Below are 13027 nucleotides of genomic sequence, written 5' to 3'. Positions count from 1 at the left end.
AACGTCTGCTAAGGGGCTAAAAGGCGACATGCGGCCTGTGGAGTCGGCACCGCTCCACGCGGGGTGGCGGCCAGCTCAAAGCTCGGAGACCAATTCCACCAAGATCTGACGCAGCCACGCATGAGATGGATCGTGATCGTAGGAAGCGTGCCAGAGCAGTGAAACAGCTACGTCCTGCAAATCCACCGGAGGCTGGCTCAGGCTAAGCTTGAGTTCTGTGGCGAACAACCGAGCCAGCCGCGCGTGCATTGTCACGACGACAGGTGCGCGTGCCACCAAGGCAGGGACAGTGAGGAAGCGAGGCGTGGTCAGGACAACCGTCCGCCGCAATCCTAGTTTCTCAAGGGCATCGTCTACCACGCCGCGCACAGTCCGGCCCGGCCGCAGGCTCGTGAGAACATGAGGTAACCGCACATAATCTTCGAGCGAGATTTGGGCGTCGGTGATGCCCGTTATCTCCGCGTTGAACATGCACAGATAGCTCTCGTTGAACAGCAGACGCCGCTTGTGGTGGATCTGGCCGTGAGGAAAGACGTCATAGCCAATGGCGAGGTCCAGTTCGTCGGCATCGAGATCATCCAGAAGTCTCGACGAGTCGATGTTGTAGAGGCGCAGATGGACGCCAGGCGCAACCTTGCGCAGGCGTGCGAGGAGAGCGGGAAGGACCAGGATTTCCATGCTGTCTGGGAGTCCGAACCTGAAGGTCCGCTCTGCCGTCGCTGGATCGAATGCGTCGTCGCGTGAGACAATCGTTTGGATTTGAGACAGCGTAGCCCGCACCGGCTCTACCAGCATCACTGCACGAGGAGTGAGGCGCAAGCCGTCGGGCCCGCGCGTCAGAAGCTCGTCGCCGAACAGGTCACGCAGGCGGGCGAGATTGTGGCTCATCGCCGACTGACCAATGCCCACGCGGCCCGCGGCTCGCGTGACGCTACGTTCGCGAAGCAAGGCATCGAGGTGAACCAGTAGGTTTAGGTCGAGATGGCTTAGATTGACGGCATCGATACCCATCATCGATCCAATCTGTTTGATCAATGAGCATAGGCCGCCCATCTTATGTGGCAAGGGAACGGAGGGCGTGGCCCACCGCCCAGCTAAAGGAGATCAACATGTCAATCCGCAGTAGCCTTTTAGCCGCCACACTAGCCTTAGCCGCTTTTGGAACCGCTCATGCAGATAGCCTCAGGCCAATTCAGGCAAAGAGCATCGATCTCGGCGGGGTGTCCGGCGTCGCCTACTACACCGTTGAGCGCGATGGGTTCCATGTCGTGACGACCCTTGCTCAGGGCGAGACGGGAACGCCAATCCGCGTAGTCTCTGTTCTTGCGCCAGGCCAAAGCGTTGTTCTCTCAACGTCCCAGCAGCCACGTGCGCTTGAAATCAGCCGAGCGGGCAACGAAGTGTTGGTCCGCAAGGCGGCGCCGGTCACGAACTAAGGTTCGAGCCTAGCGGGCGCGGTCATTTTCGGCGCCCGCTCTAACCTAGGAAGGCGTCAGGCGGCCCTCACGCCGGCGATGGTGAAGCGCACCAGCAGGTGATAGGTCGCCAGCGTCGGCGTCGGACCCGGTAGTGAGATCAGCCGAGAGCCTTGCGACGTTCCGCGTCAACTTGAGCCCGCCACTGCTTGACGAGATCGCGTCGGCGACCGGGATAGCGTTCCGTCCTGAGCTTGATCTTTTCTATCCGATCCGCCCGGAATGAGCGGAAGTCTTTTCTCATTTCGCACCAGCCGGCAATGATGCGCCGGGAATCGAAAAAGCCGACGCCAATCGGCCAGATGATCCGCGTGGTCTTCGCGCCTTGCGGGTCGCGATACACAATGGAAAGCTTGTGTTGGTCGCGCATGGCTTGCCGCACGACGCGAAGGTCGACGGCTTCGGGCTGCTTCGGCCTGCGCCCCACGTGAAAGGCGCTGTCGTCCAGCTTGTGTTGCAGCTCCGAGGGAAGGACCGCGCCAATTTTGGCGAGCGCGTCACGCGCCGCCAGCGCGAACTCGTCATCAGTCTGGCGAGATACCCATTGGGCGCCCAGCGCCAAGGCTTGGATTTCCTGTTCCGAGAACATCAGGGGAGGAAGGAGGAAGCCGGGTTGCAAGACATAGCCAAAGCCAGGCTCACCATCGATTTGTGCGCCCAAGCCCTGCAAGTCGGCGATGTCGCGATAAATCGTTCGCAACGACACACCCGCCTCAGCCGCAAGGTCGTTGCCCGACACCGGGGTGCGGTGCCGCCGCAAGATCTGCATGAGGTCGAATAATCGTTGGCTCTTCGACATTGACCAAGTCTAGCACGGATCCTGCCAAAAAATGGCAGTAGGCATCGCGGGCCACGGGCGGCGGGGCCTTACTGGCCCAGACGGCATTTACATCGCCACCAGAGCCTTTCCGGCGAGCTTGTGCCCGGCTTCAAGCGCCGCGATGAGCGGGATCGCATCGTTCAGACGCACGGTCTCAGCAACTGGCAAGCGCAGCTTTCCATTCGCCGAAGCGACGGCAAGGCCGTCAAGGATATCAGCCCGCGCGGTGCAGACGATCGGCTTGAGTTTCCGGTTGAAGATCGCACGGATGAACTTGATTGGCGCTGGATTGATATCGAGATACACGCCGCCTTCGCGAAGCAGGCCAACCCCGGCGGCAACTGCCATCGTTCCCGCCGAGTCATACACTACGTCGATGCGTTCACGGATCTTCGACAGATCGGTGGCCCGATCATCGAAGAGAGGCTGGACGTCCAAGTCACGGGCTCGCTGCATCGCCTGCGCACTGCATGTCCCCGCGACGGTCGCCCCGAACATCTTTGCGAGCTGCACCGTGGCCTCGCCGACAGCGCCGGTGCAGCCGTTGATGAACACCTGGCTGCCGGATTTCAGGGCAGCCTTGTCCACGAGGCCGTTCCATGCGGTGACCCCCGGCGTAGCCAGGCAAGCCGCGTCCTCGAACGAGACTGAATCCGGCCTCCTGGCGACGAAGGTTTGGGGAGCGATGACGGCTTCCCCAAGCGCGCCGCCATGCTTTATCTGCGCCATGCCGAATACGGGATCGCCAATCTTGAAGCGCGTGACACCAGCGCCGACAGCGGTCACGATGCCGGAAAAATCGCTGCCCATGGCACGCGGAAATTTCTTCCCCGTCACCATTTTGAGATAGCCATTGCGCACCTTCCAATCGATGGGATTGATGGCGGCGAACTTGACCTTGACCGCGACTTCGCCGGTCCCCGGAGCCTTCGGCTCGAAGGCTTCGAGCTTCATCGTTTCGGGGCCGCCGTAACTGTCATATTGAATCCGTTTCATGGTCGATCGTGCCTTGGTGCGGTTGGACGGCCGCCGTGTAAGCGGCGAACGGAGTCGCGTCGTAGATCACTTCGGTCGACGCGATCTTGCCGTTCTTCACCTTGAGGAGTTCCGCGACGACGGCGTTGGCAACCGGATGGGTGTCCGCGCTGTAAACGACGACAGCCTGATCATCGTCGCCGTAGACGGCGAGAACCGTGACCTTCTTGATCATGCGGGCGAAACCCTCGTGGAATTCGCGAAACTTCTGCATGCCGGCGATCCGCCCGCGTGGCGACGTGCAAACAACGTCGTCCGCCGACACGGAAGTAATCGTATCCACGCTCCTGCTGGCGATGGCCTCGATGTAGGTCTTGGCGATCTGCAGCGCCTGGCCGTTGCTCTGGGTTTTCATCGTCTTCCTTTCAGTAAAAATGCCCTGAAAGAAGACCTAGCGCAGGCCAGTGACAGATTCTGGCAGTAGGAAATCGGCGCAGCCGAAGGCGCCTTCGCGCCGCGAGCGGCCTGCCTCCCCTGTCCTGTCCACTGCCCCGGACCTCGCGCTCCGCCAACCTTCATTCGAATGATGACGAGACAATTGGTCGCAACCACTTTCCACCGAAAGACCTGAATGAGGTCAGGAGAGATGAGCACCTGTCCAGCATGCGGCAGTGGATCAACTGCCAAACTGTTTGAAGTGACCGCAGATCAGGCCTCTCGATCCTTCGTCAGTCCGCGCCAGTATCCGGATCGCTCTCGAAAGTTAATAAGCCACCTGTCGCTGCTCTGGGGCCGCGACACCTGCGATATCCGCAAATGCGCGGATTGCGGATTTGGATTTGCAGATCCGTTCGTCGCGGGCGGCGCCGAGTTCTATAACCTGGCCGCGCCCCACCCTTCCTATCCAACCATGAAATGGGAGTATGAGAGGACGATCGAGGAGCTGAGCGGCCTCGGCACTGCCGGAAAAACGGCGATCGATGTCGGGGCCGGGTTTGGCTATTTTCTCGATCACATCAAGGACAAACTCTTTCGCGCGTCCGATATTTACGCGGTCGATTACAACGAAGCAGCGCAACAGGCCTTGCGATCGAAAGGCTACAAGACCTTTTCGGTCGACCTTCGAGAGGATGGCTTCACCCCGATGAAGGAGGCCTTCGACATCATCTTCATGTTTCAGGTGTTCGAGCACATGGACCGGGTGGATGACGTCTTCGCGCGATTGAAATACCTTCTCAAGGCGCAAGGCTCTGTCTTCATCGCCGTGCCGAATGATATCCGAACGCACTACATGGAGGGCCACGGATCGCTCATCGACATGCCGCCGAACCACATTGGCCGCTGGACGAAGGAAGCGTTTGACGCGGTATGTCGACGACACGGCCTGCAATTGAGCATTTGCGAGCGGGAACCATTCAATCTCCTGAAGTTCCTCAGGGAAGACATCGTGGACAGCTTTTTGCGCAGGGCCGAGAAGCCGGGCAGCGTCAGTGAGTTCGTGCGCGGCCTGCCGCGAAGCCAAGCGCAGCGGATTGGGCAGGCTGCGATCGCACTTGCGCTTGCACCGTCACGCTTGCCTGCATGGGCCTACGCGGCCAGGAACTCATCGACGCTGGGCAGTGCGCTCTGGGTGAAGATCGACAAAGGCGCGTGACGAGCGGCCACGGTCGAACGGGCCGCTCGCCGCCGCAGCGCCTCACCTGCTCTTCGGTCTGATGGCGTCAACAGTTCCCTGTATGAAGGCCTGGAGTTTGCCGACGTCCCCTTCCGTCAACTTGCCGCTGAAATCCGGCATGCCCTGGTCGCGGAATGGACCGTGGAAGAGGATATGCCTCAGATTGGTAATCTCTTCGGCGCTGACGTAGCCGAGATTGATGATGTTGCCGCCGCGGCCGACGCCAGGCACGCCGTGGCAGGCGACGCAGGCTGCCGCGACATAGATCTCGCCGCCTTCCCTGATGTCCTTCGGATCGTACTTCACGCCCTGCAGCAGACCTTCGGTCTGATATTTGACGAACGCTGGCAGCTGCGCCGTGCCGCCGAGTGCGTAGGTGTAGATCGTTCCCGGGTTCTGGTACTCGGTCGCGCGGTGCGTCAGGCCGTAGGAGCCGCCCCAGCCGACCGCAATCGAGATGTATTGCCTGTCGTCGACCATGTAGGTCGCTGCGGCCGCCACCGCGCCGGTGCCGGTCGGCATTTCCCACAGCTTGGTTCCGTTTGCCGCATCATAAGCGACGAAGCGGCCATCCGCCGTCCCCTGGAAAACCAGGTTGCCGGCGGTGGTCAGCGTCCCGCCGTTCCACGGCGACACGTGCTCGACGCGCCAGACTTCCTTTTGATGGACCGGATCCCAGGCGAGCAGACGTCCGAATGGGGCCGACTTCGGAGGGTTGAAAACGAAACCGATATTCCCGCCCAGCAAGCCGCCGAGCTTGCCCGGTGCAGCAGCATTCTGCACAAATGACTTTTCCGGCGACAGATTGACCGGGATGTGCTGCGCCGGAAGGTAGACGAGGCCGGTCAGCGGATTGAACGACATCGGCTGCCAATTGTGAGCCCCGTCCGGTCCCGGAATCGACTCGTATTGATCTGCGTCGCGCGCCGCCGGCAGCTCGATCGGCCGTCCGTTGGCATCGTATCCCGTCGCCCAATTCACATCGACAAAATTCTTCGCCGAGATGAACTTGCCGTTGGTGCGATCGATGACGAAGAAGAAGCCGTTTTTCGGCGCGTGCAGGATCACCTTGCGCGGCACATTGTCGATCTTGATGTCGGCCAGGATCATCGGCTGGGTCGATGTATAGTCCCAATTGTCGCCGGGCGTCTCCTGATAGTGCCAGACATACCGGCCCGTGTCGGCGTTGAGCGCGACGATCGAGCCCAGATAGAGATTGTCGCCACCCGACGGACTGCGAAGCTTGCGATTCCAGGGACCGCCGTTTCCCGTGCCGACATAGACCATGTTCAGATCGGGATCGAACGTGATCGAGTCCCATGGCGCGCCACCGCCGCCGTTGATCCAATACTTCCCGGCTGGATCCCAGGTCTTCGCCGCGGCTTCCATCGAAGCGTCTTCAAATGGCTTCGATGGATCGCCGGGCACGGTGAACCAGCGCCAGAGTTGCTTGCCCGTCTCGCTGTCGTACGCCGTGACATAGCCGCGCACACCATACTCGGCACCGCTCTGGCCGATCACGACCTTGCCGTTGAAGACGCGCGGCGCGCCGGTGATCGTGTAGGAATGCTCGTGATCGATCAGCGTGTCCGTTTCCCAGAGCTTGGCTCCGGTCGCGGCATCGAGCGCGATCAGGCGCCCGTCATAGGCGGCTTCGAAGACCTTGCCCTTGTAGAGTGCGAGGCCACGGCTGACAGCGTCGCAGCACCCGCGATAGGTCTTTGACCGGTCAACACCCGGATCGAACGACCAGATTTTTGTCCCGGTCCGCGCGTCAATGGCATGGACCACATTCCAGGGGGCCGACTGATACATGATGCCGTCGACGACGAGGGGCGTTGCCTCGATGCCGCGCGATGATTCCAGATTGTAACTCCAGACGAGCCCGAGATCCCTGACGTTGTCAGTGTTGATCTGATTGAGCTTGCTGAACCGCGTTTCGGCGTAGTCGAGGCCGACGGTCGGCCAATCCCTGGATCTCTTCGTATTGGCTTCAATGAAGGCGCTGTCGACTTTCGAGATATTCGCCTTGATGCGGTCCGGCTTCGCGTCGGTCCCACTCTGCGCCCATGCACTGGAAGGGAGAGAAAGACCCAGGAGAGCAGGAAAAAGAACAAGAACGGCACTGATCTCACGGAAGGCAATCTGAATCCTGGACCGATTGCGCGACTTTTTTTCAGGCCATTGGCACTCTGTGTTGGATCGTCCCATGCCTCACCTTCCTCCGTGCACGTCGAGACCACGATGCGTGCGCATGCCTGCGCCCGCTTCCGTTGATATGAAGTCTCAAACCTGCCTCGACGGTGCTACTGAAGCATTTCAGTCCTGACATGCTCGATTGCAGTTGTAAGAAAGCGGATGCCGGTTGCAGACGCACCAATTGCGCCGAACGAAAAGGCTGACTAGGAAGTTCGGATGAGCACCGAATCGCCTCCGGGTTGGCCGGCTGTGGAGCCGCCACCTTTTCTGCCCGCGCCTCGTCGCCGATGGCCGTTTGTGCTCTTCGTGGTCGTGGTGCTCGCGCTTGCAGGTGCGGGGGCGTCTTATGCCTGGCTGAACCCGGGATCGTTTGGTCAGTCCCCAGGGCGCGAGGAAGGGGAAGCCGACAGCAAAGCGATCATGACGGACTTGCTCGCCGCACAACAAAAAACGGCCGACGATTTGGCGGCGATCGAGCGGACCATCACCGATCAGCAAGAGCAGCTGAAGGCGATCGTCAGTCAGCTTGCCAATCTCAGTTCGAAAATTGACGCACTGAATAGCCCGGCCCCACAGGCATCGGCCGCGCCGTCTCCGTTGATCGCGCCCACTGTCGCGATGCCATCAGCTTCAGTGTCTCCCGTCGCGCCGGCTCCAACAGCGCGCGTCACCCCGAGGCAAAAGAAGCAACCGCATGTCACGCCCCCGACGGGTCCGATCTCGGTCGGCGGAGCGCCGTTGAACGCAACGTCCGATGCGACTGTGCGCTGAGCCGGGTCATCTACGCGACGAGCTGACTGCCCCCTGAAGCGAGATGCAGCAATTACTGTGACAGTTGAGTGCACTGTCACGGCAATTGCACATTTGACTCCCTCAAGCTTGCTTGCCGGTTAACTCCTTACAACGCTTAATCACGTTGTCGGTGAACGTCAGTGTATGGATATTATCCCGGTCGAACTTAGAACCAGCGACCGCATCGATAATTCCAACCGCCTTACCGAATATATCACCGGCCTTTTCCATGTCGGAAAGAAGCTTTCTTATAGGTTTGCAGTACGCCTCGATTTTGTTTGAGTTGAATTTGGGCATAGGCTCAGGATTAGCGAGCAGCCTAAAAGCCAGCAGTAGTTGGTATCTCGCAACTTTATACTTGTTGTCCATCTTTGAATTGCGCCAAAGGAAATCTAGGCAATAGTTGGCGTAGGCAGCAGTATAATAGGCATCGGGCTTGTGGCCCTCGACAAAAATATCGTTCCCGACTCGGTCTGACAGGGACTTGTAGCGCCGAACCGTGCTGTGTGGATCTTGCAGGAACATCGCGGCAAATGCTCTGACCGCGTTGGTCTGAACCACGACGCGCGTCTTCTCAATAGCGAGGCGATCATACTGGCGCGACCTTCTCTCGTAGTAAAGACGCTGAGGCTCGGGCACGCTCTGGAAGTATGCCTCCAATTGCTTGCCAAACTCGGTAAGAGCGAAAAATTGGTCTGCTCTTATTTCGGTCTGCTTGTTTGTCGCGCGAATGATGTCTTCGATGACGTCCTCATCCTGCGTCCAAATTAGACGAAGCGGAACCTGGACAGTGTCATCCAACATCTCGCGCTGATCAAACAGGACATGGCTCGTCTGACATCCGTTGACGATTTGGAAATCTTCGATATGGAAGCGCGATTGAGTGTGTATCATGTTGCGCGTGATAATCGTGATGCCATTGTTCATCAAAACAAACCGGCTTCGTCTCTCAGAATCTAGCGTTTTCCGCATCTCATCGTTAGCGCCGTCTCCCGCATATCCCTGAAAGTCTCGCACGTTGTCGTAAAAGACGCTGCGGACAATCTCCCCCGCATCGTCACAAATGATAGGCAGAAACTGCTTCGCCGGCACAAAGCCTACGTATGCTTCGTTCACTCCGGGTATCTCCGGCACGTCCTGTCTATTGGGAAATTGAAACTCTCGGGAGATCGCGTTTTTCGATTGCTGATATAGCTTCTGGATTTCCGGCGCGCCAATAGGAGTGAACTCAACATCGCTGAAAGAGCCTGTGTTTTGCAGGTCACTGGCGACGCGTTTCCGCCTTTCTTCAAGAACCGGCTCCTCGGTCCATCGGCCCGTTGTCACGTAGTAAAGCCGTAACGACGGGTTCCCCCGCTTAAACTTGCTGCTTCTGGAATAAATGCCCTGCATTATCTTGATAGCGGACGCCAACGCAGGAGTTTTAGATATCGCCGAATTTGGAGTGAAGAACTGCTCCACGGAATATCCAAAGTTACCCATCTGACTGGCTTCGTAAGAGTAGGATCGCTTTGCTTGTACAAAGATGAACACTACTTCGAGATAGTCGGCACCAGCGGCAACCATCTCTTCAAGGGCATCAGGGTCCGTTATCAGGACACCATTTACGATTGCGGCTACCGCATCGATCCCTTGAACATCATTCCCCATAACGATATCCGATGGAGAAAAGGTCTCGGTGTAGTGACGCTTCACCGTGATGTAAGAGGCCAAAAGTTCGAAGCGATCATCCTCCGCCAAATTTTCGACTTCGAATTCTTCCGAAAATTCGGCAAGCAGGTTAGTGGTAATGAGGTCCATCACAGCGTCCGGACAGTTGCATCGGATCAGCACACTACCGCAAGACTACGTGCAGTCAAAGTGATAGCTCCCGCTGCAAGTAAGAGAATGCACCTGTGTCGGGTCAATCATCATATCGGGCGCGAGCCAAGTCGCTAAAGATTCCGATTGCACTCTTTAGCGATGCCAGGACCGCAATCATCTACCCGATCAACTGCTTCGCCGCCGCCGAGATCATCACCAGCCCGCCGGTGATCACCGCAACGTCGAGAATCGCGGTGTGGATATGCACTGGCATCCGCTCGACGAAAGCCTTTGCCAGAAACGCGCCGGGGATCGCAATCGCGCCGATCAGCAGCGCGAAGGCGAGCACCTGCGCGGTGACGGCGCCGGCAAGGCCGAACACCGAGATCTTGATGAGGCCGGTGCCGAGCGAGATCATCGCATCGGTCGCGATCACGGCGGCGCCTTCGAGGCCCGCGGCCATCAAGAGCGAGAGCAGGATCACGCCGGAGCCGGAGGTGCCGCCGACCAGCACGCCGTAGCCGACGGAGCCGGCGGCAAGGCCGGTGTCGCCGATCCTGACCTGGCGGCGGCGGAGCACGCGGCGCAGCGGCACGCTCAGGATCAGCATGGAGCCGATCACGAGCGCGGCGCCGGCATTGGTCAGCCGCGTGTAGCCGTAGGCGCCGAGCGCGGTCGTCAGCGCCGCACAGGCGAGCACGATCAGCGCGCGGCGGCGATCGGCATAGCGCAGATAGGCGAGCGCGCGGCTCGAATTGGTGAAGATCGCGGAGATCGCGATGATCGGCACCACGGGCTCGGCGCCGACCAGCGGCACCAGCACCAGCGGCATCAGCGCGCCGGTGCCGTAGCCGGCGAGACCACCGATGATCGAAGCAAACAACGCCATCAACGCGACCAGCAGGAGCTGAAGGATCGAGATGTCGGCGAAGCCTGAGACGATGGTCACGTTCTCTCATCGCGGCTGACGCGTGCCGCTGCTTGGTCGGCGATGGAAGCGAGCGCGGCTTCCTCTAGGGGAAAATCCGCCGCAAGCCAAGCGTCCTCGGCAAGCGTCAGCACATGCCCGAGCGCGGGTCCTTCCGCCATGCCGCGGGCGATGAAGTCGGCGGCGCGAAGCGGAAATTTCGGCGCAATCCAGCGCTGCGGCAACTCGGCGAGCGCACGCCAGCGCGACGATCCGACGTCGCCGCCGGCCCGCGCCCAGCCGAGCAACACGCGATCGTGATAGCGCTCCGCGCCGAGCCGGTAGAGCAACCGTCGCGCATTGGCCTCGTCCTTGGTGGCGAAGCGCCACCAGCGATGCCCCATCGAATCCAGCGCCTTGCTTTCTACATTGGAGAGCCGCAAGCGCGTGGCGACGCGCTTGGCATCTTCGGTCACGGCGACCGTCAGCGCGGCGAGCCGCCGCGTGCTGCTTGCCGGCAAGCCAAGCTCGCCCTCGATCGCGATCATGGCCGACAGCGGCCCGGTATAGACGACGCCTCCGCTCAGCGCTTGCAGCAACCCGCCATCCGCCATCGCGACCGCAGCGTCAGAGGCACCGTGAGCGACCAGCAGCTTCAGCATCTCCATGCGCACCCGCTCGGCCGACAGGCTCGCAAGACCCGCGCGGCCGCGGATGCAGGCGAGATAGCCGTCGCGGTCGGGCTCGCCGGCCCCGAAGGCGGCGTGGATGCGGAAGAAGCGCAGGATGCGCAGGAAATCCTCGGCGATGCGCTGGTCGGGGTCGCCGATGAAGCGCACGCGCCGCGCGGCCGCATCCGCGATCCCGCCGACATAGTCGTAGACGACGCCCATCGCATCGGCCGAAAGTCCATTCATGGTGAAGTCGCGGCGCTCGGCGTCCTTCACCCAGTCGCGGCCGAACGCGACCTTGGCCTTGCGGCCGAAGGTCTCGGTGTCCTCGCGCAGCGTCGTGACTTCGTAGGGTTGCCCGTCGATGACCAGCGTGATGGTGCCGTGGTCGATGCCGGTCGGCACGCTCTTGATGCCGGCAGCCTTGGCGCGCCGCATCACCTCGTCGGGCCGCGCCGTGGTCGCGATGTCGATATCGCCGGGCACGAGACCGAGCAACGCATTGCGCACGGCGCCGCCGACCACGCGCGCTTCCTCGCCGTTGCCGTTGAGCAGCGTCAGGACGCGCGCCGTCCCGCCAGAGGTCAGCCAGGGCGCATTGGCGAGTAACGGCTCTGCGCTCATGGTCCAGCCCCTATTTTTCCACGCCCGGCACGAGCCTGCCGTTCTCGATATGGGCGGGAACGTAGGTCGAGTCCGGTGCGGCGCCGGAGAAATGCGCGAAGCCGATCAGCCCCGCGATGACAAGCACGAGCGCGGCCAGGACCAGTCGCGCGACGACGGTGACCGGCCAGGACGATCGCGCGAACAGGCCGGAGCGGGTGGCGGCCAGGAACAGCGCATAGACGGCAAAGGGGATGAGGAAGATTCCGATCTCGGTCAGAATCGGCCGGATCATGATGAGTAGATCCGCTCATACAGCACACGCAGCATTCCGGCCGTCGCACCCCAGATGTAGCGTTCCGCGAACGGCATCGCGTAATAAAAGCGCTCCATGCCGCGGAATTCCTTGCTGTGCACCTGGTGGTTCACCGGGTTCATCAGGAAGGATAGCGGTACCTCGAAGGCATCATCAACCTCCGAATGGTTGATGGCGAGCTCGAAGCCGGGCCGCACCCTGGCGACCGTCGGCAGGATGCGGAAGCCGAAAGCGGTGCCGTAGAGATCGAGATAGCCGATCGGCTCGACGAAGTCTCTGGACAGGCCGACCTCCTCCTCGGCCTCGCGCAAAGCCGCATCGAGCGGCGAGGCGTCGATCGCGTCGATCTTGCCGCCGGGGAAGGCGATCTGGCCGGCATGGTCGTTGAGATGCGCTGAGCGCTGCGTCAGCAGGATGGTCGGCTCGGGACGGTCGACCACGGCGATCAGGACCGCAGCCGGCCGCACCGGCTGCTCGCGCGCGACGATCTCAAGCATCTTGTCGGTGCCGGGATCGCCCGAGGCGGGGATGACGTTCGGATCGTAGAGGCCGGGCGGCACGTCGAAGCCGAGCCTCGCCCGGGATCGGGCGAAGAAATCGGCCGCGCCGATCACGACCGGACCGCTCTTCAGGATAGGCTTGTTCAAAGTGCGGCCCTCACCTGCTCCGCGGGGGGCCAGGGGGAGAATTAGCCGGCCGCCACGACCCCCAACAAAGGCGGGGCCTAGACCAAACGCACCACACCCCAGTGAACCAAAAAGTTGTTTGGCGCGCGGGGGGCCGTGGGCCCG

General features: G+C 60.9%; 13 protein-coding genes. 3 read left to right on the top strand and 10 right to left on the bottom strand.

All coding sequences use genetic code 11. From position 1 onward, the window contains the following. Nucleotides 1-75: 75 nt before the first annotated feature. Nucleotides 76-1011 (bottom strand): LysR family transcriptional regulator, encoded by a 936-nt coding sequence (locus AC0L3X_RS39035; RefSeq protein ID WP_354131891.1) that lies wholly within the window; start codon nucleotides 1009-1011, stop codon nucleotides 76-78. 98 nt (nucleotides 1012-1109) lie between these two features. Between AC0L3X_RS39035 and AC0L3X_RS39030 the strand changes: the two genes are divergently transcribed. Further along, complete coding sequence (locus AC0L3X_RS39030; RefSeq protein ID WP_028158248.1) at nucleotides 1110-1436, top strand: hypothetical protein; 327 nt, start codon at nucleotides 1110-1112, stop codon at nucleotides 1434-1436. A gap of 139 nt (nucleotides 1437-1575) precedes the next feature. On the opposite strand, the gene AC0L3X_RS39025 is transcribed toward AC0L3X_RS39030, so the two are convergent. The 3 genes from AC0L3X_RS39025 to AC0L3X_RS39015 all read right to left on the bottom strand — a co-directional run bounded on the left by AC0L3X_RS39025 (nucleotide 1576) and on the right by AC0L3X_RS39015 (nucleotide 3685). Further along, nucleotides 1576-2274, bottom strand: a complete 699-nt coding sequence (locus tag AC0L3X_RS39025) for a helix-turn-helix transcriptional regulator (RefSeq protein ID WP_354131807.1) — start codon at nucleotides 2272-2274, stop codon at nucleotides 1576-1578. A gap of 87 nt (nucleotides 2275-2361) precedes the next feature. Then, nucleotides 2362-3291: an NAD(P)-dependent alcohol dehydrogenase gene (locus AC0L3X_RS39020; RefSeq protein WP_354131808.1), complete on the bottom strand. Its 930-nt coding sequence runs from the start codon at nucleotides 3289-3291 to the stop codon at nucleotides 2362-2364. Continuing rightward, on the bottom strand, nucleotides 3272-3685 hold the full coding sequence (locus AC0L3X_RS39015) for a nuclear transport factor 2 family protein (protein WP_354131809.1): 414 nt from the start codon (nucleotides 3683-3685) through the stop codon (nucleotides 3272-3274). Before AC0L3X_RS39015 ends, AC0L3X_RS39020 begins: the two co-directional genes overlap by 20 nt. A 231-nt stretch (nucleotides 3686-3916) precedes the next feature. Between AC0L3X_RS39015 and AC0L3X_RS39010 the strand changes: the two genes are divergently transcribed. Beyond that, the gene (locus AC0L3X_RS39010; protein ID WP_354131810.1) at nucleotides 3917-4924 is read left to right on the top strand and encodes a class I SAM-dependent methyltransferase; all 1008 of its coding nucleotides are present in this window, start codon (nucleotides 3917-3919) and stop codon (nucleotides 4922-4924) included. A 42-nt stretch (nucleotides 4925-4966) separates the two neighbouring features. Here the strand turns inward: AC0L3X_RS39010 and AC0L3X_RS39005 are convergent, their stop codons facing one another. Next, on the bottom strand, nucleotides 4967-7156 hold the full coding sequence (locus AC0L3X_RS39005; protein ID WP_354131811.1) for a PQQ-dependent dehydrogenase, methanol/ethanol family: 2190 nt from the start codon (nucleotides 7154-7156) through the stop codon (nucleotides 4967-4969). Between the two features lie 204 nt (nucleotides 7157-7360). Here AC0L3X_RS39005 and AC0L3X_RS39000 point away from each other — a divergent pair, with 204 nt between their 5' ends. Then, entirely contained in the window at nucleotides 7361-7915 is a 555-nt protein-coding gene (locus AC0L3X_RS39000; protein WP_354131812.1) for a hypothetical protein, read from the top strand. Nucleotides 7916-8017: 102 nt separating this feature from the next. Here the strand turns inward: AC0L3X_RS39000 and AC0L3X_RS38995 are convergent, their stop codons facing one another. The 5 genes from AC0L3X_RS38995 to AC0L3X_RS38975 form a co-directional block, all read right to left on the bottom strand. Further along, nucleotides 8018-9736: an AIPR family protein gene (locus AC0L3X_RS38995; protein ID WP_354131813.1), complete on the bottom strand. Its 1719-nt coding sequence runs from the start codon at nucleotides 9734-9736 to the stop codon at nucleotides 8018-8020. A gap of 181 nt (nucleotides 9737-9917) precedes the next feature. Next, nucleotides 9918-10688, bottom strand: coding sequence for a sulfite exporter TauE/SafE family protein (locus AC0L3X_RS38990; RefSeq protein ID WP_354131814.1), 771 nt, complete (start codon nucleotides 10686-10688; stop codon nucleotides 9918-9920). After that, the gene (locus AC0L3X_RS38985; RefSeq protein WP_354131815.1) at nucleotides 10685-11941 is read right to left on the bottom strand and encodes a CCA tRNA nucleotidyltransferase; all 1257 of its coding nucleotides are present in this window, start codon (nucleotides 11939-11941) and stop codon (nucleotides 10685-10687) included. The genes AC0L3X_RS38990 and AC0L3X_RS38985 overlap by 4 nt, the downstream gene beginning before the upstream one ends. A 10-nt stretch (nucleotides 11942-11951) precedes the next feature. Next, nucleotides 11952-12215, bottom strand: a complete 264-nt coding sequence (locus tag AC0L3X_RS38980; RefSeq protein WP_028148642.1) for a DUF6111 family protein — start codon at nucleotides 12213-12215, stop codon at nucleotides 11952-11954. After that, on the bottom strand, nucleotides 12212-12883 hold the full coding sequence (locus tag AC0L3X_RS38975) for a CoA pyrophosphatase (protein WP_354131816.1): 672 nt from the start codon (nucleotides 12881-12883) through the stop codon (nucleotides 12212-12214). The genes AC0L3X_RS38980 and AC0L3X_RS38975 overlap by 4 nt, the downstream gene beginning before the upstream one ends. Nucleotides 12884-13027: the final 144 nt, after the last annotated feature.

It is taken from the genome of Bradyrhizobium sp. MI1.7 (assembly GCF_055811795.1).
Note: the sequence above shows the minus strand (reverse complement) of the source record. Positions and strands in the feature narration are given on the sequence as shown.